Origin of the sequence: Herbaspirillum sp. RV1423 (assembly GCF_000577615.1) — a bacterium.
In the GTDB taxonomy this organism is placed as follows: domain Bacteria; phylum Pseudomonadota; class Gammaproteobacteria; order Burkholderiales; family Burkholderiaceae_D; genus Herbaspirillum.
Window position 1 is genome coordinate 57,351 of sequence record NZ_CBXX010000014.1, and the last position, 21,153, is coordinate 78,503.

General features: G+C 60.4%; 20 protein-coding genes. 14 read left to right on the top strand and 6 right to left on the bottom strand.

Annotated features, from left to right (window positions below; translation table 11 throughout):
- Window positions 1–94: 94 nt before the first annotated feature.
- A complete protein-coding gene (locus RV1423_RS14760) occupies window positions 95–1,069 on the bottom strand; it encodes an ABC transporter substrate-binding protein (RefSeq protein WP_034297953.1) in 975 nt (324 codons plus the stop codon).
- A gap of 67 nt (window positions 1,070–1,136) precedes the next feature.
- Complete coding sequence (locus RV1423_RS14765) at window positions 1,137–2,126, bottom strand: ABC transporter substrate-binding protein (RefSeq protein ID WP_034297955.1); 990 nt, start codon at window positions 2,124–2,126, stop codon at window positions 1,137–1,139.
- Window positions 2,127–2,396: 270 nt separating this feature from the next.
- Here RV1423_RS14765 and RV1423_RS14770 point away from each other — a divergent pair, with 270 nt between their 5' ends.
- Together RV1423_RS14770 and RV1423_RS14775 are read left to right on the top strand one after the other, a co-directional pair.
- Window positions 2,397–2,750, top strand: coding sequence for a hypothetical protein (locus RV1423_RS14770; protein WP_034297957.1), 354 nt, complete (start codon window positions 2,397–2,399; stop codon window positions 2,748–2,750).
- 59 nt (window positions 2,751–2,809) lie between these two features.
- A complete protein-coding gene (locus RV1423_RS14775) occupies window positions 2,810–3,301 on the top strand; it encodes a copper chaperone PCu(A)C (RefSeq protein WP_034297960.1) in 492 nt (163 codons plus the stop codon).
- Window positions 3,302–3,579: 278 nt separating this feature from the next.
- Here the strand turns inward: RV1423_RS14775 and rfaE2 are convergent, their stop codons facing one another.
- From rfaE2 to RV1423_RS14790, 3 genes are all read right to left on the bottom strand, one after another.
- On the bottom strand, window positions 3,580–4,053 hold the full coding sequence (rfaE2, locus tag RV1423_RS14780; RefSeq protein ID WP_034297963.1) for a D-glycero-beta-D-manno-heptose 1-phosphate adenylyltransferase: 474 nt from the start codon (window positions 4,051–4,053) through the stop codon (window positions 3,580–3,582).
- An 87-nt stretch (window positions 4,054–4,140) separates the two neighbouring features.
- On the bottom strand, window positions 4,141–4,995 hold the full coding sequence (locus RV1423_RS14785) for a ferritin (RefSeq protein ID WP_034297965.1): 855 nt from the start codon (window positions 4,993–4,995) through the stop codon (window positions 4,141–4,143).
- A gap of 138 nt (window positions 4,996–5,133) precedes the next feature.
- The gene (locus RV1423_RS14790) at window positions 5,134–5,877 is read right to left on the bottom strand and encodes a PhaM family polyhydroxyalkanoate granule multifunctional regulatory protein (protein WP_306409599.1); all 744 of its coding nucleotides are present in this window, start codon (window positions 5,875–5,877) and stop codon (window positions 5,134–5,136) included.
- A gap of 122 nt (window positions 5,878–5,999) precedes the next feature.
- Here RV1423_RS14790 and RV1423_RS14795 point away from each other — a divergent pair, with 122 nt between their 5' ends.
- The 3 genes from RV1423_RS14795 (at window position 6,000) to queC (ending at window position 8,765) form a co-directional block, all read left to right on the top strand.
- On the top strand, window positions 6,000–7,100 hold the full coding sequence (locus RV1423_RS14795) for a DUF3108 domain-containing protein (RefSeq protein WP_034297970.1): 1,101 nt from the start codon (window positions 6,000–6,002) through the stop codon (window positions 7,098–7,100).
- A 135-nt stretch (window positions 7,101–7,235) separates the two neighbouring features.
- Window positions 7,236–8,024 carry a DUF3108 domain-containing protein gene (locus RV1423_RS14800; protein ID WP_034297972.1) on the top strand — a complete coding sequence of 263 codons (789 nt, stop codon included), beginning with the start codon at window positions 7,236–7,238 and terminating at the stop codon, window positions 8,022–8,024.
- A 21-nt stretch (window positions 8,025–8,045) separates the two neighbouring features.
- A complete protein-coding gene (gene queC, locus RV1423_RS14805) occupies window positions 8,046–8,765 on the top strand; it encodes a 7-cyano-7-deazaguanine synthase QueC (protein ID WP_034297975.1) in 720 nt (239 codons plus the stop codon).
- Between the two features lie 86 nt (window positions 8,766–8,851).
- On the opposite strand, the gene RV1423_RS14810 is transcribed toward queC, so the two are convergent.
- A complete protein-coding gene (locus RV1423_RS14810) occupies window positions 8,852–11,269 on the bottom strand; it encodes a penicillin-binding protein 1A (RefSeq protein WP_373419964.1) in 2,418 nt (805 codons plus the stop codon).
- 341 nt (window positions 11,270–11,610) lie between these two features.
- Here RV1423_RS14810 and pilM point away from each other — a divergent pair, with 341 nt between their 5' ends.
- From pilM to RV1423_RS29840, 9 genes are all read left to right on the top strand, one after another.
- Window positions 11,611–12,693, top strand: a complete 1,083-nt coding sequence (pilM, locus tag RV1423_RS14815; RefSeq protein ID WP_034297978.1) for a type IV pilus assembly protein PilM — start codon at window positions 11,611–11,613, stop codon at window positions 12,691–12,693.
- A complete protein-coding gene (locus RV1423_RS14820; protein WP_034297982.1) occupies window positions 12,690–13,283 on the top strand; it encodes a PilN domain-containing protein in 594 nt (197 codons plus the stop codon). Before pilM ends, RV1423_RS14820 begins: the two co-directional genes overlap by 4 nt.
- Window positions 13,280–13,885, top strand: coding sequence for a type 4a pilus biogenesis protein PilO (locus RV1423_RS14825; RefSeq protein ID WP_051516693.1), 606 nt, complete (start codon window positions 13,280–13,282; stop codon window positions 13,883–13,885). Before RV1423_RS14820 ends, RV1423_RS14825 begins: the two co-directional genes overlap by 4 nt.
- Window positions 13,882–14,394: a pilus assembly protein PilP gene (locus RV1423_RS28565; protein WP_197034942.1), complete on the top strand. Its 513-nt coding sequence runs from the start codon at window positions 13,882–13,884 to the stop codon at window positions 14,392–14,394. The genes RV1423_RS14825 and RV1423_RS28565 overlap by 4 nt, the downstream gene beginning before the upstream one ends.
- On the top strand, window positions 14,391–16,487 hold the full coding sequence (pilQ, locus tag RV1423_RS14835; RefSeq protein WP_034297985.1) for a type IV pilus secretin PilQ: 2,097 nt from the start codon (window positions 14,391–14,393) through the stop codon (window positions 16,485–16,487). Before RV1423_RS28565 ends, pilQ begins: the two co-directional genes overlap by 4 nt.
- A 163-nt stretch (window positions 16,488–16,650) precedes the next feature.
- On the top strand, window positions 16,651–18,348 hold the full coding sequence (gene aroKB / locus RV1423_RS14840) for a bifunctional shikimate kinase/3-dehydroquinate synthase AroKB (protein ID WP_034297988.1): 1,698 nt from the start codon (window positions 16,651–16,653) through the stop codon (window positions 18,346–18,348).
- 70 nt (window positions 18,349–18,418) lie between these two features.
- Complete coding sequence (locus tag RV1423_RS14845) at window positions 18,419–19,570, top strand: deoxyguanosinetriphosphate triphosphohydrolase (RefSeq protein WP_034297992.1); 1,152 nt, start codon at window positions 18,419–18,421, stop codon at window positions 19,568–19,570.
- Between the two features lie 162 nt (window positions 19,571–19,732).
- Window positions 19,733–20,872: an ABC transporter substrate-binding protein gene (locus RV1423_RS14850; protein WP_231502294.1), complete on the top strand. Its 1,140-nt coding sequence runs from the start codon at window positions 19,733–19,735 to the stop codon at window positions 20,870–20,872.
- Window positions 20,873–20,897: 25 nt separating this feature from the next.
- Window positions 20,898–21,119 (top strand): hypothetical protein, encoded by a 222-nt coding sequence (locus tag RV1423_RS29840; RefSeq protein WP_155835112.1) that lies wholly within the window; start codon window positions 20,898–20,900, stop codon window positions 21,117–21,119.
- Window positions 21,120–21,153 lie beyond the last annotated feature (34 nt).

Below are 21,153 nucleotides of genomic sequence, written 5' to 3' on the forward strand. Positions count from 1 at the left end.
GCCGAATGTCTTCTGGAAATCATGGCATGCGCCGTCGGTAACCGCACATGCCATGTTTCAGGATACTGCTGATCGACAACCGCTCAAAGGCTGATCAGTTGATGACCTTGGTTGCCGACTTGATGAATTCCGGCGACAGCGTCACGCCTTGCTTCTGCGCGGCGGCGGTGTTCACGTACAGCTCCAGGTTCTTGCTGGTCGACGATGGAATGTCGCCCGGCTTTTCGCCCTTCAGGATGCGCGCCACGATTTTACCGGTCTGACGGCCCAGATCGTAGAAATTCACGCCCAGCGCAGCCACGGCGCCGCGCTTGACGCTGCCGGTGTCGGAGGCGATCAGCGGAATCTTCGCGTCGTTGCAGACCTTGGCCAGCGACTCGAAGGTCGACACGACAACATTGTCGGTAGTGGAGTACATCACGTCGATCTTGCCGATCAGGCTCTTGGCGGCCGGCGCCACGTCAACCGAGCGCGGCGCGGCAGCCTCCACCAGCGTCATGCCCTGCTTTTCCAGCACGGCCTTGATGGCGTTGAGCGCCGACACGGAATTGGATTCGCCCGGATTGTAAACGATGCCGACACGCTTGGCGCTGGGAACGACTTTCTTGATGATCTCGACTTGCTTGACCGGATCGAGCATATGCGACAGGCCGGTCACGTTGGTGCCGGACGGGCCCCAGTCCTTGACCAATTGCGCTGCAATCGGATCGGCGATGGCCGAATAGACGATGGGAATGGTCTTGGTCGACGCCACCAGCGGCTGCGCCGACGGCGTGCCGATGGCGACGATCACGTCAGGATTGTCGCCGACGAATTTCTTGGCGATCTGGCCGGCGGTGCCGGCATTGCCCTGGGCGCTCTGGAACTCCCATTTGAACCCCTTGCCGGCATCGAAGCCTTCGGCCTTCAGTTCGTCGCGGGTGCCGTCGCGCACGGCATCCAATGCCGGATGCTCGACGATGGATGTCACCAGTACGCTCTTGTCCGCCGCCAATGCCGGCGCAGCGCAAACCGCGGCCAGGGTCAGCGCGCCGATCACGGTGCGCAACGTTTTATTCAATATGAACATATCTCTCCTCGGATGATTGTTTGTGCATGAAAAAGCGCCTCTTGGCGGGCGCTTGTTTTTCCTCTGATTATTTAATAACCGTCTTGGCCGACTTGATCAGATCGGACGACAGGGTCACGCCCTGCTTTTGCGCGGCGGTCGTATTGACGAATAACTCCAGCTTGCTGCTGGTGGCCGACGCGATATCTCCCGGCTTTTCACCTTTCAGGATGCGCGCGACAATCTTGCCGGTCTGGCGGCCGAGGTCGTAGTAGTTCACGCCCAGGGCGGCGATCGCGCCGCGCTTGACGCTGTCGGTGTCGGAAGCCACCAGCGGAATCTTGGCATCGTTGCCGACCTTGACCAGCGATTCATAGGCGGACACCACGTTGTTGTCGGTATTGGTGTAGATCACGTCGACCTTGCCGATCAGGCTCTTGGCGGCCGAACCGACGTCAACGGTGCGCGGCGCGGCGGCTTCGACCAGCGTGATGCCGGACTTGCCGAGCAATTCCTTGAGTGCTTTCACGACCACGGCGGAGTTGGCTTCGCCCGGGTTGTAGACCATGCCGACGCGCTTGACGTTAGGCACGACGCGCTTGATGAGGTCGATCTGTTTTTCCAGTTCCAGCAGGTCGGACACGCCGGTGACATTGGTGCCGGACGGCTTCCAGTCCTTGACCAGTTGTGCGGCGACCGGATCGGTCACGCCCGAATAGACGATGGGAATCGACTTGGTGGCGGACACCAGCGCCTGCGCCGACGGCGTGGCGATGGCAACGATCACGTCCGGCTTGTCGCCGACGAATTTACGGGCGATCTGGGCCGCAGTGCCGGTATTGCCCTGGGCGCTTTGGTATTCCCACTTGAGGTTCTTGCCTGCCTCGAAACCTTCATCCTTGAGTTCGTCCTTGACGCCGTCGCGCACCGCGTCCAGTGCAGGATGCTCGACGATGGCCGTCACCAGAACAGCCTTGTCCGCCGCCAGAGCCGGCGCAGAACATGCTGCTGCCAATGCCAGGGTGCCGACCAATGCCTTGGCCAAGACGCGCAACGACAATTTTTTCATGCTGGACATGACTGTCTCCTCAAAATTTTTTGATAAAACCCGAAAAAGACGCTAAGTCTAGCCTAGCCCCTGCCAACAATCAATTTACGTAAACAATTTGGATCCGGCCCGCAACCGGGCTCCAGAGACGCTTGCCGGGTCAAAAACTCTCATCCGGCGCGAACTTCCGCACATCCGTTCGCATTTTCCCCGCATTTTCGACATCGGGCGGTCTTTCACACGCGTATTGCCGAGGAGCATTCAAAGCAAGAAACCCTCGCTTGCTATAATCTGCGCCCTATGCTGACCGTCTTCCGTTCCCTCGCCGCCTGGATCGCCATCGCCTGCCTGGCGTTCGCGAGCCTGTTGCCGCTGGCTTCGCTGGCGGAGGCCAAGACGCCCGCCTCGGCAATGGCCATTTGCTCAGGCGCGCCATCCTGGCAAATGCCGGGATCCGGTTCGGGGCAGGCCGGACATGCACACTGCATTTATTGCAGCAGTCAATCGTACGCATTCGGATTTCAGGAAGGCAACCTCGGCAATGGCGGCGATTTCCGCGCCGCGCTGCTTTATTTCACCGCACAGGCGCCCCAGCGCGCCGCACATCCCTACCTCCTAAGAGAAGACAGTTGGGCCCGAGCACCGCCGGCTTGACGGAAAACTCCGTCAAACCTGTCTCTCCGTCCGTTTACTTTATTTCTCAAAGGATATCCATGTCTCTCCGTCATTTGATCGCCCTGATCGCTGGCGTCGCTCTCATCGGCGCCGCGTATGCCCATGATTACAAAGCAGGCGAACTGCAAGTAGGTCACCCCTGGGCTCGTCCCACCGTCCCCGGCCAGCCCTCCGGCGGCGCTTACCTAAGCATCGAAAACAAGGGCAAGACCGGCGACAAGCTGGTTTCGGTTGCCTCGCCGGTCGCAAAATCCGCCGAAATCCACACCATGTCCATGGAAGGCAATGTGATGAAGATGCGCGAGGTCGGCAGCATCGACATCAAGCCGTCCGAAAAAATCGCCATGCAACCCGGCAACGGCTATCACATCATGCTGATCGGCCTTGTCCAGCCGCTGAAAGTCGGCGACAAGGTCCCGCTGACGCTGACTTTCGAAAAAGCGGGCAAGCTGGAAGTGTCGGTGTATGTCGAAGACAAGAGCGCCGGCAAGGGCGACGGCAAGGACGGCATGGAGCATATGCAACATTGATGTGATGCCGGCCGGCTCAATATAAAAAAGCGGCCGCGGGCTGCCTTATGCCGTTCAACGAAGCCTGTTTTCCCAGCCCTCGTCCCAGCGAACGCTGAGACCCAGTGTCATGAAAACGTCCGATACGACGCTGGGTCCTGACTTTCGTCAGGACGACAGTTGTGATGGACTGACAACAATGCGGCAAGGGGATTTTTAGGGCTTTTAAAACTTAACTGAACGGCATGAGACCCGCGGCCGCTTTTTTCTGGCGATCCGATGCGCCTTATCGATGTGCCTTATTTACGCACTTTGGCCAGCAGCTTGGTCGTCGAGCGATCATGCTCGAAGGCGATCGCTACCGCCTTGCCGCCATAGGCCGCGACAGCTTTTCCTTCCGGTATCGCCGCCATGTCGTAATCGCCGCCCTTGACGTAAATCTGCGGGCGCGCTTCCTGCACCACTTCCAGCGCGGTGTCTTCATCGAACGGAACCACCAGCGACACCGACTCCAACGCCGCCAGCACCGCCATGCGGTCCTCACAAGTATTGATCGGACGATCTTCGCCCTTGCCCAGCCGCCTGACAGAAGCGTCAGTGTTGGCTGCCACGACCAGCGAAGCGCCTTGCGCACGCGCTTGCGCCAGGTAGGTGACATGCCCGCGGTGCAGGATGTCGAACACGCCGTTGGTCAGCACCACCGGCTGCGGCAAAGCGGCGACGCGGACCTTGAGATCGGCGCGGCTGCAGATTTTTTTTTCGAAGTCACTCATACGCGGCTTTTCCTACGACAGTTTTTTCCATATAAAAAAGCCGCACCCCAGGCCAGGTGCGGCTTTGCTGATTCGGAACCGGCCCGATCAGGCTGCGGCAGGATGCACCGGCACCATACGCGTGACGATTTCCTTGCGATAGCGGTTCAGCTCCTGCACGGTCTCGAAGGTACGCTCGAACAGCAGCGACATGTTGTGCAGGATACGGTCGACGACCTTCTTTTCCCACTCGCTGTCGAACTTGATTTGCGTGTCGAGCCAGTGTTCCAGCCACTCCGGATCCGGCAGGCGGCTTTGCACGGTGTCGTTCGGGAACAGCGCCTGATTGACATGGAGGTTGGTCGGATGCAGAGGTTTTTCAGTGCGGCGGGCCGACGCCATCAGTACACCGATCTTGGCGAATGCGGCGCGCGCGGTGTCGCCGACTTCAACCAGCGCCTTCTTCATGTAGCGCAGGTAAGCGCCGCCGTGGCGCGCTTCGTCCTGGCTGATGATCTTGTAAATTTGCTTGATGACCGGTTCGGTGTGCCAGTCGGAGGCGCAACGGTACCAGTGGTTCAGACGGATTTCGCCGCAGAAGTGCATCATCAGCGTTTCCAGCGGCGGCGCCGGATCGAATTCGAAGCGCACGTTGTGCAGTTCCTGTTCGGTCGGCGCGAATTCAGGCTTGAAACGGCGCAGATATTCCATCAGCACCAGAGAATGTTTTTGCTCTTCAAAGAACCACACCGACATGAAGGCGGAAAAATCGCTGTCGCCGCGATTATCGCGCAGGAACATTTCGGTCGCAGGCAGCGCCGACCATTCGGTGATCGCATTCATGCGGATGGTCTGGGCTTGCTCGTCGGAGAGCATGGAAGCGTCGAATTTATCCCAAGGAATATCTTTATCCATATTCCAGCGGACTTGCTCGAGCGATTTAAACAGTTCTGGGTACAGCATTCTGACCTTGCCTATGATTTAACTTATTGATTTTACCAAGATTTTCCCCGTCCCCATACTAAAACGGCTTCATTTCAGAATGATGACAAACGGTAAAGTCACGCGTATTTGCGGACAAATGTTGTTGTTTTGCGCCGATCAAGGGGATTTTGGCTTGCGGGAGGCTGGCTTGGCTTGGCGAGATTGTACAACAGTCGATTTGGCGCGTGTTCGCGGTTTGGCCGCCGTCTTGGATTTTGTTGTTTTCTTCTGTGCCGCCTGGGTCGTCGCCGCTACAGGCTTGGCGTCTTTCCCGGCAGGCCCCTGATCGGCCAGAACATTGCCGACAGCTTGCTGGAATTGCTCTTGCAGCAAGTTCCACCATGCATTGGGATTGGCCATTGAGGCCTGGAAGTCCGGTGAGGGCGACGCCGGCTTTTGCCCGGCTTTCGCCTTGGCCGCTTGTGGCGTTTCCGCTTCGCGGGCAGGCTCAGGCTCGGCCTCAGGTTCCTCTTCGGTTTCAGGCGCGGCGTCGGCAGCCGGCTGCGCGGAGCCTTGCGGCGGCCATGCCGGGAAACCGCCGAAAAGCGATGTCGCGCTCGCGGCTTCGGATGCCGTCGCGGCGCCTTCACGCGGCGTCAGGATCGCCCCCATCGCCTGCAAGGTCGACAAGGTGGCGCTTTGCACCTCCAGCGTCTGTATCGTCGCGCGCAGCATGTTCATGTTGAGTTCCAGCCAGGACGCCACGGTCTTGAGGTCGGCGATCTTCTTGTTGATTTCTTCGACCGACAGCGACGGAATGCCCATGGCCGGCGCGCCCATGCTGCCCCACATCTTGCGCATGAATTCCATAGTATCGGCAATCGATCCGGCTCCGGGCATCTTGTTATGGTTCAGCATCATTGTCTCCAATCGGTGAAACGTTCTTGGCGAGGCATCAGTCACTGCGACCATTGTACGTCGTTTGAAAACCGCGGCAACGCATTCATGCCATCCGCAGCGCAGGGCGCGATACACTTACGGCTATGACAGAAGCAAAAGCTTTTCCACTATCCAGGCCATGGCGCGCAGCGGCGCTGGTCCTGCTCACCGTCCTGCTGCACTTGCTGGCCATCGATTGGGGAAAGGAATATTTCAACGCGGCGACAGCGGATCAGCGCGCGCAATCCAGCATCAGCGTCGCGCTGCGTCCGGTGGAATTGCCGAAACAACAGGTCTCGCTGCCGACCGCCGCCCCACCCAAAGTCCGCAAAGCGCGCAAACCTGCGCCCGTACCTGCACCGTCCATCGCTCCGGCGACGCCCTCGGACGAGATCCAGCCTGTGACGACGGCGCCAGCCGCGGAACCGCCAGCCGCCGCCGACGGCAATGACGCCGGCGCTGCGGCAGCAGATGCAACAGACGCAAAAAATGCGCCATCCCCAAAAGACGACAGCAAGACGCCCGAGACGCAGGGCACGCACTACCAGATCGATCCGCCGCCCTCGGCCGAACTGGAATACGAGGTGCGCGCCTTTTCCGACAACCTCAACTGGTACGGCACCAGCATCCTGACCTGGAAAACCGACGGCAGCCGCTACCGCGTCGACGGTGAAGTCTATACGCGCCTGTTCGCCAAAATCGGTTTCCTCAATTTCAGCAGTACCGGCGACATCAACGAATTCGGCGTCGCGCCGGAGCTATATACGGAAAAGAAAAGAAACCGTCCCGCCACCAATACGCATTTCAACCGCGAACGCAACGTCGTCAGCTTTTCCGCTTCGACCGCCAACTATCCGCGCGTCGGCGGCGAACAGGATCGCGCCAGCCTGATCTGGCAACTGGCCGGCATCGGCCGCGGCGACAACGGCAAATTCACGCCCGGCGCCGTGATCGACATGTTCGTCGCCGGCGTGCGCGACGGCGAAGTCTGGCGCATGCAGGTGGTCGGGCAGGAAGAAATACACCTGACCACCGGCGCCGCCCAAGTCTGGCACGTGGTGCGCCAGCCGCGCCCGGGCTCTTACGACCAGCGCCTCGACATCTGGCTCGAACCCGGCCGGCAATGGTATCCGGCGCGGCTGCGCTTTACCGAAACCAACGGGGACTATTTGGAACTGTCGTTGTCCAACCTGAAGGCTCTATAAAAAACGCTATAAACTAGCGTTATTGAGCGAAGCGCGAGTGCGCCTTCGCCTGCGCTCCGAAAAAACCCTGGCAATCATCGTCGCGGCATCCGTATTGCCTGCCGGACAGTTGCCGACTTTTCAAGTGAACTCTACATGCAGACATCCAACGCTTTCCCCCGCAATGCGCAGCAACTGATGTGCGCCCTGCTGCTAGCCGCAGCCGGCGCCTTCACCGCTGCCGGCGCCGCCAGTCCCGCCGAGCATCCCGTCGTCAAACGCAAGGTCAGCCTGCCGCCGTCGGCGGAACTCCACTACAACATCGAGGCCAAGCAAAGAGGCCTGGAAGTCACCGGCGAGGCGCTGGTCAAATGGAACAACGCCAACAATAAATACAGCGTCAACGCCGAAACCCGCGCCATGCTGATCGGCAAGATCCTCGAAGCCAGCAGCGAAGGCGACATCGACAGCTACGGACTGGCGCCGGGCCGTTTCGTCGATAAACGCTTTCGCCGCGAACCCTCGACCACCACCTTCAATCGCGAGCTGAACACCATCAATTTCACGCAGTCGGCCGAAAACTATCCGCTCAAAGGCGGCGAACAGGATCGCACCAGCATCATCTGGCAATTGATCGCGGTCGCACGCGGCAATGCCGACAAATTCACTAGCGGTTCGGAATGGCTGTTCTTCGTGGCCGGTCCGCGCGATGCGGAGCAATGGAGTTTCAAGGTGATCGGGCGTGAAAAAATCAGGACCGGGCAGGGCGACGTCAATGCCGTGCACGTCTTCCGCGCGCCGCCGCCGGGCGATCAGGGTCAGAAGCTGGACATCTGGCTGGCGCCATCGTCGGACTGGTATCCGGTGCGTCTGCGCTTCACCGATCCCGATGGCGACTTCATCGAACAAACCCTCGACAGCGTCAACAAGAAACCCGTTAAATAAAAGCGAACCGGAAATACCGACATGGCGACTCCTCACCCTCCCCTGCCCCAACGCGCGCTGGTCCTGTTCAGCGGCGGCCAGGATTCCACCACCTGTCTCGCCTGGGCGCTGTCGCGCTATCAGAAAGTCGAGACCATCGGTTTCGATTACGGCCAGCGCCACGCGATCGAATTGCAGGTGCGCCCGACCTTGCTGGAAAAAATGCGCGGTTTCTCTTCCGAATGGAACAGCAAGCTCGGCGAAGACCACATGGTCGACCTGTCGCTGATCGGCAAGATTTCCGACACCGCGTTGACGCGCGACGTCGCCATTTCGATGCAAGAGAACGGCTTGCCCAACACCTTCGTGCCGGGACGCAACCTGCTATTTATGACGGTGGCGGCGACGGTGGCGTATCGGCGCGGACTGGATGTGCTGGTGGGCGGCATGTGCGAGACGGATTTTTCCGGCTACCCGGATTGCCGCGACGACACCATGAAAGCGCTGCAGGTCGCGCTCAACCTCGGCATGGCGACGCACCTGAAAGTGGAAACGCCGCTGATGTGGATCGACAAGGCTGCCACCTGGCGCCTGGCCCACGAACTCGGCGGCACAACACTGGTCGACCTGATCCGCGCCGATACCCATACCTGCTACCTGGGTGAACGCGGCGCGCTGCATGACTGGGGTTACGGCTGCGGCGCCTGCCCGGCCTGCGAACTGCGCGCGCGCGGTTACCGGCAGTACGTGGAAGCTGCCTGATCGTATCGTCGAAGTCATGAAAAAACGGCAGGCGGGATATATCCCTCTCCTGCCGTTTTTTCATGGTTGCCTGAGCAGAAAGAGCGTCAGAACAATTCGTTCTTCATCTGGTTCTTGGCTTTTTCTTCTTCCGGCGACGCCGCCGTGCCGTGGTCGCCCAGACCCAGATCGCGCACGCTGGCGTTCGGCGGATATTCCGAATAGTAATACTCACCGCCCGATTCAATCAGGCCGCCCGGCACCGTGCGATCGACCATCGGCACGTCCTTGAGCGCCTTCTGCATGTAGCTGATCCAGATCGGCAAGGCCAGGCCGCCGCCCGTCTCGCGATCACCCAGGCTCTTCGGCTGGTCGTAACCCATCCACGCGATGCCGACCAGATTCGGCTGGTAGCCGGCGAACCAGGCATCCATCGAATCGTTGGTGGTGCCGGTCTTGCCGGCCAGGTCGGTACGCTTGAGCGACAAGGCCTTGACCGCTGTGCCATGACGCACCACATCGCGCAGCATGCTGTCCATCACGAAGGCATTGCGCGCATCGATCACGCGATTGGCCTCGTCGCCGGCCTTGACCGGCCGCGCCTCGGACAAAGTGTTGCCGTTACTGTCGGTGATTTTGGAAATCAGATAGGGATTGATCTTGTAACCGCCGTTGGCGAACACAGAATAAGCGCCCACCATCTGCAGCGGCGTCACAGCACCCGCACCCAGCGCCAGCGTCAGATAGGGCGGATTCTTGTCGGCGTCGAAGCCGAAGCGCGTGATGTATTCCTGCGCATATTTCACGCCGACGCGCTCCAGAATACGGATCGACACCAGATTGATCGACTTCTGCAGCGCGCGGCGCATCGAGATCGGGCCTTCGAACTTGCCGCCGTAGTTCTTCGGCTGCCACACCTGGCCACCGGTCTGTGTGAACGTCAGCGGTGCATCGTTGATGATGGTGGCCGGCGACAGGCCTTTTTCCAGCGACGACGAATAGATGAACGGCTTGAACGACGAGCCCGGCTGGCGCCATGCCTGGATCACGTGGTTGAACTTGTTGCGGTTGAAATCGAAACCGCCGACCAGCGAGCGGATCGCGCCGTCGTTCGGATCGAGCGAAATGAAAGCCGACTCCACTTCCGGCATCTGCGTCACGATCCAGTTCTTGCCGTCCTGGAAGACACGGATGATGGCACCGCGCTTGATTTTTTTCTGCGGCGGCGCCTTGTCGCTCAGCAGGTTGCCGGCGAAACCCAGGCCGCTGCCGGAAATCTTGATCTCATCGCCGGTCGCCAGCACGGCGGTGATTTCCTTGGTGGTCGCTTCCAGCACCACCGCGGCAATCAGATCGTCGCTGTCGGGATGGTCGGCCAGCTCGGATTCGATGGCGTCGTCGGCTTCTTCCTTGGAGGTGGTCGGAATTTCCATGTAGCCTTCCGGACCGCGATAGCCGTGGCGGCGCTCATAGTCGATGATGCCGCGGCGCAGAGCCAGGTAAGCGGCATCCTGGTCGGCCTTCGTGATGGTGGTGAAGACATTCAGGCCGCGCGTGTACGTGTCATCCTTGAATTGCGCATAGACCAGTTGGCGCGCCATTTCCGACACGTATTCGGCGTGCACGCCGAAGGCCGTGCTGTCGCTCTTGATGTTCAGCGGCTCATCCTTGGCCTGCGTGTATTGCTGGTCGGTGATGTAGCCGAGCTGGCGCATGCGCAACAAGATGTATTGCTGGCGCGCATGGGCGCGTTTCGGATTGACCACCGGATTGTAGGCCGACGGCGCTTTCGGGAGGCCCGCCAGCATCGCGGCTTCGGCGATGGTCAGGTCCTTGAGCGGCTTACCGAAATAAATTTGCGCCGCGGACGAAAAACCGTAAGCGCGCTGCCCCAGATAAATCTGGTTCATGTAGACCTCAAGGATCTGGTCCTTGGTCAGGTTGCGCTCGATCTTCCAGGCCAGTGGAATTTCGTAGAGGAATTTGCGCGAAGCTTTTTGCAGGAAAGTCGGCTCGTTGCTGGTCAGGAAGAAATTGCGCGCCACCTGCTGGGTGATCGTGCTGGCGCCGCCGCTGCCGCCCGACAAGTTGGCGAAGGTGGCGCGCACGATACCCTGATAATCGACGCCGCCGTGTTCGTAGAAGCGATCGTCTTCGATCGCCAATACGGCCTTTTTCATGATATCGGGGATTTCCTTGATATGCACCAGATTGCGGCGCTCCTCGCCGAATTCGCCGATCAGCACGCCATCGGCGGAAAACACGCGCAGCGGAATCTTGGGACGGTAGTCGGTCAGCGTGTCGAGATCGGGCAACTTGGGATAGGCCAGCGTGACCACGAATCCCAGCACCAACGCCGCCATCAGCACCAGCGCCGCCAATACGCCTATCGTCCCAAGGAAGACGCGGATAACCGGATGCAGGCGTTTTTTGACGGGTGCTTGGGGTGCCGGTGCTGCTGGAGCCGACGTCGCGGCAGCAGGATTGGGAGCTGGCGCTTTGCCGTTGTTTTCAGGGGTGGTCATGCGCTTGAGACTGGGTGTAAGAAAGACAATCCTCTCATTATAGCGACTTGCGGGACGGGAAAATCCGGCAATTCGCCGGAACAGAGGCACAACGGCGTCATCCGCAGACCTTCCTGTCCGCCCGATACAAACGGGGGAACCGTTGCTCAGAAACCGTTTGCGCCGAGAAGTTTCGCGACATCGTTCGTGTCGTTACGCGCCACAACCGGCAACCGCCCGCAATAAAATTGCTTTACAGACAATAAATCTTGTTGTTAGGATGCCGCATGTTGCAAAAACGACAATTATTCTCATTGCCGTCCTTGCGTTTCTCCTAACGTGGTATTTGTATCTGGAATGCAATGCTGTCCAATTTCGTCCGTTCTTTCTTTTCCAAAAAACCGTTGCTCGCAGGTCTCGACATTTGTCCTTCTGAAGTCAGGATGGTCGAACTCTCCGGCACCAATGCCAAACACCCGCGCCTGGAACGTTATGCCCGCGAAAGCCTGCCCTACGGCGCGGTGAGCAGCGATGGCATCGAGAATCTGCGCCAGGTAATGGAGGCCGTCGGCCGCTTATGGAACCGGAGCGGGTCGCGGGCGCGAGAAGTGGCAATCAGCATCCCTGCCGCGAGCGCCTTCACGGAGATCATCGTCGTTGCCGCCGGCAGCAGCGACCAGCAGCGGGAAACGCTGGCAAAGACGTATATGGCAGGATTGCTGCCCTACCCGATAGAACAGGCGCTGTTCGACTACAGCATCATCGGTCCCAGCAGCAAGGCGGCCGGTCACATCGACCTGCTGATCGCCGCTGCGCGCAAGGAAGACATCGAAGACCGCGTCGCCATCGCAGAATCCCTCGGCCTGAAAGCAACGGTGGCCGATGTCGACAGTTATGCGGCGCTCAACGCCCTGTTGCGGGACGATGCCGCGCCGGCAACAATGACGGCCGGGACCGTCGTTGCGCTGCTGCGTCTGGAAGCGCACGGCACACACGCATCGCTCGCATGCGACGGACGCGTCGTCGTTGACCATGACGACGCCGGCGGTCACCAGCAGTTGGAGTACAAGATCATGCGCAACTACGGGCTGACGCAGGAAGAATCCAGACGCAGGCAACGGGACGGCAGCCTGCCGGACGGTTACGTCGCCGACATTCTCGCCCCCTATGTCGATGAAGTCGCTACGAAAGCGCAAGAATCATTGCGAGCGATGCAAGCGTCTGCGCGGACCGGTGATGTCGCCCGCATTGTCCTGGCCGGACCGGGAGCGCAGACCCCCGGCCTGGCGCAGACCATTCAGAAACGGGCGAACGTCGCCACCAGCATCGCCGCGCCGTTCGCCGGCATGTCGGTCGCTGCCGCCATCGATCGCCGGCAATTGGCTGCCGACGCGCCGTCCTGCGCGGTCGCCTGCGGCTTGGCGCTAAGGCAGTTCGACCGATGATCGGAATCAATTTTCTGCCCTACCGGGCGCATGGACAAGTCCGGCTTGAACAGCGGTTTTATCTTCTGTTGGCCGCGACGTCGACCGCCAGCCTGGCGCTGCTGCTGGCGCTCGGCGCAACGCTCAACGAACAAACCATGCTGCAGCGACAACTCACGCAAGTGCTGCAAACCGAACATGCCAGGCTGGACCAGCACATCCGTCAGGGCAAGGAATTACGGGAAAAGATCGCTGCGCTTCGGGAACAAAACCGGCGACTGCAAGCCCTGCAACAGCAGCGAAATGACGCCGTACGATTGCTCGCGGAACTCGCCCGGCAAATGCCCAGGCACGTCTATCTGGGCGCGATGACTCAGGAAGGAAAGCAACTCACATTGAACGGACATGCGCCGTCGCACCGACACATCATGCAATTGCTGGACACGTTGCGCGATCCGGCCGGCCCTTTCCGCCACGCGGAACTGCGTGAAGCGCGCGCCGCCGCTCCCGTCAATCCAATCCCAGCCAAGCAAAGACACGATTTCGTGATCACGGCCAGCCATTTTCCTGCGACGCATGACGCAGCGAACATGGACCAGGCCAGGCAGTGAATCCGGAAACATTCATCCGACGACTCCGCGATCTGAACGGCCGCCATCCGGCGACCTGGCCCTGTCTGCCGCAATGCCTGCTCTTCGCGGCTGTCTTTCTGGGTGTATTGCTATTAGGCTGGCTACTGTATCTGCGACCTGCCGTTGACGTGCTGGACAGCGCCGAAACAGAAACACTCACACTGAAAAACACCTTTGCCGCTAAGCAACAGCAAGCAACCGTCCTGCCGTCGCTACAAGAACAGGAGCGGCATCTTGCGCGATCCCTCGCCGCACTGGAAGAACAACTGCCGCTCGCGGACGATCTCAGCGCGATACTCGGCGACATCGGCGACGCCGCCCTGCGCCACCAGTTGCACTTCGAATTCGCCCGCCCCGGCAAACCCGAAACAAAACACGGCTATCTAGAACTGCCCATCGCCATTCGCCTCGGCGGCAATTATCACGACATCGGCCGCTTTGCCGCCGACATTGCGGCCATGCCGCAGCTTCTGATCCTGAACGATATGCGCCTGAGCGCTACCGACAAGCAAGGATGGGTGACGCTGGAAGCGCTTGCGTTGACCTATCGCCGCATCGAAGCCGACGAGAAAAAACCATGAAACACCGAATACCTCTTCTCATGGCGACGCTGGTGATCGCGGTTTCGGCGGGCTGCAAACAAAGGGAAACGCCCAGCCGGTTGCTCGAACAATTGAACCTGCTCCAGCGCGGCGCGCCGGCAACCCAGCCGCCGGCCCCCGACGCGCCGGCTTTTATTCCCTATGCCTACAGTGCAGACGACGCCGACACGCCGTTTGGCCGCGCCGAATTCGCCGAGGCCGACGCCAATGCCCGCCCGCCGCAGCGCGGTCCCATGCAATATCTTGAGAACTTCCCGCTGGAATCCATCCGCATGGTCGGCACGCTCGCCCGGGACGGCCGCCTGCTGGCTTTGCTGCAAGTCGACAAGGTGGTCCATCAGTCGCACCCGGGCGACTACGTCGGCAAGAATTTCGGCGTCATCCGCCATATCGCCGAAACCGGCATCGAACTGGAAGAACTGGTACGCGCCGCCGACGATTGGGAAAGACGCCCGGCAAAACTGGAATTGCAAGGAACCGGAAAATGACGCCGACATGTTGCCGTCTATCGATATCAGCTTGCCTGCTGTTTTGTCTTGCCTGGCTCGGCCTGTCTGCCACCGATGCCAGGGCGCAGGAACCAAGGAACGCCATTATCGCAATCGACGTCGCGCAAACCGGTAGCCGCATCGAAGTCGGCATCCGGCTGCGCACCGCGCTCGGCGCAACGCCGGACCATTTCTCCACAACCGGTCCGGCGCGCATCGTCGTCGACCTGCCCGGCACGGAGAATGCGAGCGGCCATCATCAGCAGAACATCAACGCCGGCCCGCTACGCAGCTACGCCATTGCACGCGCGGGCGGACGCAGCCGCATCGTCTTCAATCTCCGGCATTCGCTCCCCCATGTCGTGCGGCTTCAAGGCGATAGGGTGATCGTCAGCATGGATACGGAGGTGGCCAGGCCTGCCGGACACGACGTCGTGGCGACTCGCCCGATGCTCGGCAATATCGACTTTCGACGCGGCCCGCAAGGAGAAGGCCAGGTCATCGTCGACCTTCCCGGCCCTGGCACCGCGCTGAACGTGAAACAGCAGGGCAAGCAAATCGTCGCCGACTTCTTCAACGCCGACCTGCCTGCGCATCTGCAGCGCCGCCTCGACGTCAGTGACTTCGGCGTGCCGGTGAAAGCCGTCAGCGCCAGCCGCAACGGCGCGGATGTGCGCATGCTGATCGAAGCCGAAGGCATGTGGGAATACCACGCTTATCAAAAAGACGCGCAACTGGTCATTGAGGTAAGGACATCTTCCGACAATGGCAGGCGTTCTCTGCAAAGCACCCAGGGCTATCGCGGCGACAAGCTGTCGCTGCAATTCCAGAACGTCGAAGTGCGCGCGATCCTGCAGGTGCTCGCCGACTTCACCGGCATCAACATCATTGCCAGCGACAGCGTCGGCGGTGCGCTGACGCTGCGCCTGAAGGACGTCCCGTGGGATCAGGCGCTGGATATCGTGCTGCAGGCGCGCGGACTGGACATGCGGCGCAACGGCAACGTCATGTGGGTGGCGCCGCGCGAAGAATTGCTGACGAGAGAACGGCTGGAACTCGAGCAACGCGCGCAGATTGCCGAACTCGAACCACTGCGTGCTGAAGTGTTCCAGCTCAACTACCAGAAGGCGGAGGCCTTCCGTAAGGTATTCGGCGAAAATGGCGGCAACGGCACCCACGCCGGCGAGCGCAGGAATACGCTACTGTCGCGCCGCGGCAGCGCGGTGGTCGACCAGCGCACCAACCAGTTGTTCGTCACCGACACGCCCTCGGTGCTCGACAATATCCGCAAGCTGCTGGAGAAGACCGATATCGCTTCGCGCCAGGTGCAGATCGAGGCGCGCATCGTCGAGGCGGACGACAGCTTCAGCCGCAACCTGGGCGTGCGCCTCGGCTTCTCGGCGAAGGCCGATGGTTTCGCAGTCGGCAATACTTACAACAGCGTCGGCGAACTGGCCGGCCTGACACCCGCCTCGCCCAACGCCTACACCGGCAACCATGCGGTCAACTTGCCGGCGCAAACCAGCGGTGGCGCAACCCCCGGCAGCTTTGCGCTGAGCCTGTTCAATGCAACGGCCAACCGTTTCCTCAATCTCGAATTATCGGCGCTGGAAGCCGACGGCAAGGGCAAGATCGTGTCCAGCCCGCGCGTGGTGACCGCCGACCAGCAAGCGGCCCTGATCGAACAGGGCGAAGAAATTCCTTACCAGCAAGCCACCAGCAGCGGCGCCACCTCCACCGCCTTCAAAAAGGCCAACCTCAAGCTGGAAGTCACGCCGCAAATCACACCCGACGGCAACGTGATCCTCAACGTCGACATCAACAAGGACAGTCGCGGCACCTCCACGCCGGGCGGACTGGCGATCAACACCAAGCACGTCAAAACTTTGGTGCAAGTGGAAAACGGCGGCACCGTGGTGATCGGCGGCATCTATACGCAAACCGAGTCGAATACCGTTTCCAAAGTGCCGCTGCTGGGCGATATCCCGGTGCTGGGCAACCTGTTCAAAAATACCGCCAGACTCAACCACAAGACGGAATTGCTGATCTTCCTGACGCCGAAAATCATGGCCGACCGCAATTTCCTGCGCTGAACCAGATCCCAAGCCATGTTTTTCCCGATATTTTCCCGACAATGCTGCAACAGACGGTAAAATCATCCGTTGCAGCATGCCGCAGGAGAGAAAGGGCTACCGCCGCCTGACAAGCCTCCCCCTGCGCACGCTATCCGGACAATCCGCAGCGAAAACCTAGCATATGAGTGGAAGCATCTTTCTTGTCGGCCTGATGGGCGCCGGCAAGACAACCATAGGGCGCGCCCTGGCGAAAAAACTGAACAAGCGTTTCGTCGATTCCGATCACGAGATCGAATCGCGGACCGGCGCATCCATTCCCGTGATCTTTGAAATCGAAGGCGAAGAGAGTTTCCGCAAGCGCGAAGCCGAAGTCATCCGCGAACTGAGCGCCCAGCAGGATATCGTGCTGGCCACCGGCGGCGGCGCGATCCTGCGCGCGGATACACGCGAATACCTGAAGCAGCGCGGCACCGTGATCTACCTGCGCGCCGGCATCAACCAGATCCTGCAACGCACCGGCCGCGACAAGAATCGCCCGCTGCTGCAGACTGCCGATCCGCGCAGGAAACTCGAAGAACTCTCGCGCCAGCGCGAACCCTACTATCGCGAAGTAGCCGATTTCGTCATCGAAACCGGCCGCCCCAATGTGCAATTCCTGGTGCAGGCCATTCTGAGCCAGTTGGAACTCACTACCAAGCAAACCGCCGGCGCATGCACCGCGCCTGGCTGTGCGCCGCACGATAACGCCTCAACAGTCGAACCAGCCGAACCCGCCATGAATGCTTCCACTTTCGCCCCCATCACCCTGCAAGTCGACCTGGGAGAGCGCAGCTATCCGATCACCATCGGCCACGGCCTGCTGTCCAGGCCGGAACTGCTGACGCGCCACGTCGCCGGCAAGCGCGCCGCCATCGTCACCAACGACAAGGTCGGTCCGCTGTATCTGGCACAGGTGCGCAAGCTGCTCGAGGACGCCGGCAAGCAGGTGACCGAGATCGTCCTGCCCGACGGCGAGGAAGAAAAGACCTGGGCCAGCCTGATGAAAGTGTTCGATGTCCTGCTGGCGCAAAAATGCGACCGCAAGACCACCCTGATCGCGCTGGGCGGCGGCGTCATCGGCGACCTGACCGGCTTTGCCGCGGCGTCCTACATGCGTGGCGTGCCGTTCGTGCAGATTCCGACCACGCTGCTGTCGCAAGTCGATTCGTCGGTCGGCGGCAAGACCGGCATCAACCATCCGCTCGGCAAGAACATGATCGGCGCGTTCTACCAGCCGCAGGCCGTCATCGCCGACACCGCCACGCTGCACACCTTGCCGCCGCGCGAATTGTCGGCCGGCCTGGCCGAGGTGATCAAGCACGGCGCCATCATCGACGCGCCCTTCTTCGACTGGATCGAAGCCAACATCGGCAAACTGGTCGCCGGGGACAACGCGGCGCTGGCCTACTCCATCCAGCGCTCATGCGAGATCAAGGCCGACGTGGTGCGCCAGGACGAACGCGAAGGCGGCCTGCGCGCCATCCTCAACTTCGGCCACACCTTCGGCCACGCCATCGAATCCGGCCTCGGTTACGGCCAGTGGCTGCACGGCGAAGCGGTCGGCTGCGGCATGGTGATGGCGGCCGACCTGTCGCATCGCCTGGGCTATATCGACACCGCCGCCAAAGACCGCCTGACGGCCCTGGTCAAGGCTGCCGGCTTGCCGGTCGTGGCGCCCGACCTCGGCACGGCGCGCTGGCTGGAACTGATGGAAGTCGACAAGAAAAACGAAGGCGGCCAGATCAAGTTCATCCTGATCAAACCGCTGGGCAAGCCGCTGATCACCGGCGTGCCGCAAGACCTCCTGCTGCAAACCCTGGCAGCCTGCACGCAAAGCTGACGTCGCCCTTCCTGTCGCTTTCCCATGTTTTGCGTTCGATTGAAGAACCTTCACGAAATGAGTTTCCGACATGACCCAAGACGCGCCCCTCCACCTGGCACCTTATGCCGCCCACGCCGCCGCATCAACCGGGCGGCGCCTGCCCGAGCCGGCGCCCGGCTCGCGCACCGAATACCAGCGCGACCGCGACCGCATCATCCACTCCACCGCCTTCCGCCGGCTCGAATACAAGACCCAGGTCTTCGTCAACCATGAAGGCGACCTGTTCCGCACGCGCCTGACCCACAGCATCGAAGTTGCCCAGATCGCCCGCTCTTGCGCGCGCAACCTGCGCCTGAACGAGGACCTGGTGGAGGCCATCTCGCTGGCGCATGACCTCGGCCACACGCCGTTCGGCCATGCCGGACAGGACGAGCTCAACATCTGCATGAAAGATTTCGGCGGCTTCGAACACAACCTGCAAAGCCTGCGCGTAGTCGACGACCTCGAACAACACTACGGCGCCTTCGACGGCCTCAACCTGATGTTCGAAACGCGCGAGGGCATCCTCAAGCATTGTTCGCTGAATAATGCACGTCAGCTCGGCGCCATCGGCCAGCGTTTCATCGACAGGAAGCAGCCCGGCCTGGAAGCCCAACTGGCCAACCTCGCCGACGAAATCGCCTACAACAACCACGATATCGACGACGGCTTGCGCTCGGGCCTGCTGACCATCGCGCAACTGGGCGAGGTGGATTTTTTCGCGCGCCATCAGCGCGAGGCGGAACTGACCTATCCCGGCATCACCGGCCGCCGCGCCATCAACGAAACCGTGCGCCGCATGATCAACACGCTGATCGTCGACCTGATCCGCACCTCGCAAGACAACATCGCCGGCGTCGCGCCACGCAGCATCGACGACGTGCGCAACGCGCCGCCGCTGATCGCCTTCTCGCAACCGATGCAGCAGGAAGCCGCCGTGCTCAAACGCTTCCTGCATGAAAACCTGTATCGCCACTACCAGGTCAACCGCATGACGGCCAAGGCGCGCCGCATCATTGCGGAACTGTTTCATGCCTTTCTCTCCCAACCTGCTCTGTTGCCGCCCGACTATCAGACCGCCAGACGCGACCAGGACGACGAGCGCCGCCAGGCGCGCCAAGTCTCCGATTACATCGCCGGCATGACGGACCGTTATGCCATGCGCGAGCATCGTCGCCTGTTCATGATAGAAGAACGCTGAAAATCATCGTCACCGGCTTCAAATTTTTCCGAATTTTGTTCTCTATTTCACCTGATCCGGCACACCTCCATTGCACTCCGCCGACGCATTGCTAAGCTCAACAGAGACAATCGGCAAGACGTCCTCTTCCCGGCGAGGATGCGAGACGAAATGGAGGCCATCATGCACATCATGCGAATACCCGGTCGATACTGGACCGACTGGATTGGCGCAGTCGCGCTCGCCTGCCTGGTCGGCGATGCGCGCGCGGAAAGCAAGGACATCGTCATCGGACAGTCTGCCGACCTGAGCGGCCAGTATGCGCACATCACCCGGCAATTCCTTACCGGCGCCAACATCTACTTTTCCGGGATCAACAGCGGCGGCGGCATCCACGGGCGGCGGATCAGGCTGATCACGATGGACGACAGGAGCGATCCCGACCTCGCCATCCGGAACACCCATCGCTTGCTGCAGACCGACAAGGCACTGGCGCTATTCGGGTATGTCGGCGCGCAAATCAGCGGCGCCGTGCTGCCCACCATCAACGAATACAAGGTTCCCTACTTTGCGCCTATGACCGGCTCGAGGATCGTCTATTCTGCATTCAACCGCCATGTCTTCACCATCCGTGCCAGTTACACCGACGAATATCGCTACCTGTTCTCGCGCTTCACCCAAATGGGACTCAAGCGCCTGGCCGTCTTTTACGATGCCGTCAGCTTGTCGAACGACTCGCTGATGCAAACCATGATTGCCGATGCCAAGGCGGAACTGGTCGCATCCGAAAGCGGCATCGGCCGGGACATCGACAAGGTCGCCGACAATCTCATACAGGCCCGCCCCGACGTGATCCTGATCATGAGCGTCTCCCCAAAAGTCAACGCCGCGTTGTTCAGGACGCTGCGCAACAAAGGCTATCTCGGCTACTTTTACTGTAACTCGCTGATTTGCAGCCCGCTGCTCACCGACAGTCTGCAAGAAACAGCCAACGGATTGATCATCTCTCAGATCGTCCCTTTTCCTTGGAGAGCCAGCTCACCCATCGTCCGGGAATACCAACAGGCGATGCTCAAGGCGCGCATCAGCAAATTCAGCTATCTCGGCCTGGAAGGATTCATCGCCGCCAAAGTACTGACGGAAGGCCTGTATCGCGCCGGTCCAGCGCCGACGCGCGAAAAACTGATTGCCGCACTGGAAAGCATCAATGAAAAAAACTACAGCAATCCCGGATATCAGATCAATTTCTCCAATTCAAACCATCAGGGTTCGGTCTACGTCGACGTAACGACTATCGGCAAAGCCGGCGCCATTTTGCACTAGCCGGAGGTGGCCCATCGGCGCAGGAATGCGTGCAGCAAGCGCAGATAATTGCGCCGCTGAGCGCTTTATGGAAATAATCGCCGGCCTGAGGCGGGCAAACGGCGCATTCCTTGCGAAGCGGCATTTCCCGATTGCAAAACATCTGGCAATTTCATTGAAAACGATACGTATTGTCTCGATTCAGCACGCAAATTACATTATCGGAAGTTGCCATTCCGACCTTCAGAATCCATTTGAGATGCCGTAAGCTGCGGATGGACTGCCGATTTATCTCCCCTTTT

Bases quoted from the DNA above. Each gene is read 5' to 3' on its own strand.
- RV1423_RS14760 (WP_034297953.1), bottom strand. From the start codon at position 1,069: ATGTTCATATTGAATAAAACGTTGCGCACCGTGATCGGCGCGCTGACC.
- RV1423_RS14765 (WP_034297955.1), bottom strand. From the start codon at position 2,126: ATGTCCAGCATGAAAAAATTGTCGTTGCGCGTCTTGGCCAAGGCATTG.
- RV1423_RS14770 (WP_034297957.1), top strand. From the start codon at position 2,397: ATGCTGACCGTCTTCCGTTCCCTCGCCGCCTGGATCGCCATCGCCTGC.
- RV1423_RS14775 (WP_034297960.1), top strand. From the start codon at position 2,810: ATGTCTCTCCGTCATTTGATCGCCCTGATCGCTGGCGTCGCTCTCATC.
- rfaE2 (WP_034297963.1), bottom strand. From the start codon at position 4,053: ATGAGTGACTTCGAAAAAAAAATCTGCAGCCGCGCCGATCTCAAGGTC.
- RV1423_RS14785 (WP_034297965.1), bottom strand. From the start codon at position 4,995: ATGCTGTACCCAGAACTGTTTAAATCGCTCGAGCAAGTCCGCTGGAAT.
- RV1423_RS14790 (WP_306409599.1), bottom strand. From the start codon at position 5,877: ATGATGCTGAACCATAACAAGATGCCCGGAGCCGGATCGATTGCCGAT.
- RV1423_RS14795 (WP_034297970.1), top strand. From the start codon at position 6,000: ATGACAGAAGCAAAAGCTTTTCCACTATCCAGGCCATGGCGCGCAGCG.
- RV1423_RS14800 (WP_034297972.1), top strand. From the start codon at position 7,236: ATGCAGACATCCAACGCTTTCCCCCGCAATGCGCAGCAACTGATGTGC.
- queC (WP_034297975.1), top strand. From the start codon at position 8,046: ATGGCGACTCCTCACCCTCCCCTGCCCCAACGCGCGCTGGTCCTGTTC.
- RV1423_RS14810 (WP_373419964.1), bottom strand. From the start codon at position 11,269: ATGACCACCCCTGAAAACAACGGCAAAGCGCCAGCTCCCAATCCTGCT.
- pilM (WP_034297978.1), top strand. From the start codon at position 11,611: ATGCTGTCCAATTTCGTCCGTTCTTTCTTTTCCAAAAAACCGTTGCTC.
- RV1423_RS14820 (WP_034297982.1), top strand. From the start codon at position 12,690: ATGATCGGAATCAATTTTCTGCCCTACCGGGCGCATGGACAAGTCCGG.
- RV1423_RS28565 (WP_197034942.1), top strand. From the start codon at position 13,882: ATGAAACACCGAATACCTCTTCTCATGGCGACGCTGGTGATCGCGGTT.
- pilQ (WP_034297985.1), top strand. From the start codon at position 14,391: ATGACGCCGACATGTTGCCGTCTATCGATATCAGCTTGCCTGCTGTTT.
- aroKB (WP_034297988.1), top strand. From the start codon at position 16,651: ATGAGTGGAAGCATCTTTCTTGTCGGCCTGATGGGCGCCGGCAAGACA.
- RV1423_RS14845 (WP_034297992.1), top strand. From the start codon at position 18,419: ATGACCCAAGACGCGCCCCTCCACCTGGCACCTTATGCCGCCCACGCC.
- RV1423_RS14850 (WP_231502294.1), top strand. From the start codon at position 19,733: ATGCACATCATGCGAATACCCGGTCGATACTGGACCGACTGGATTGGC.
- RV1423_RS29840 (WP_155835112.1), top strand. From the start codon at position 20,898: ATGCGTGCAGCAAGCGCAGATAATTGCGCCGCTGAGCGCTTTATGGAA.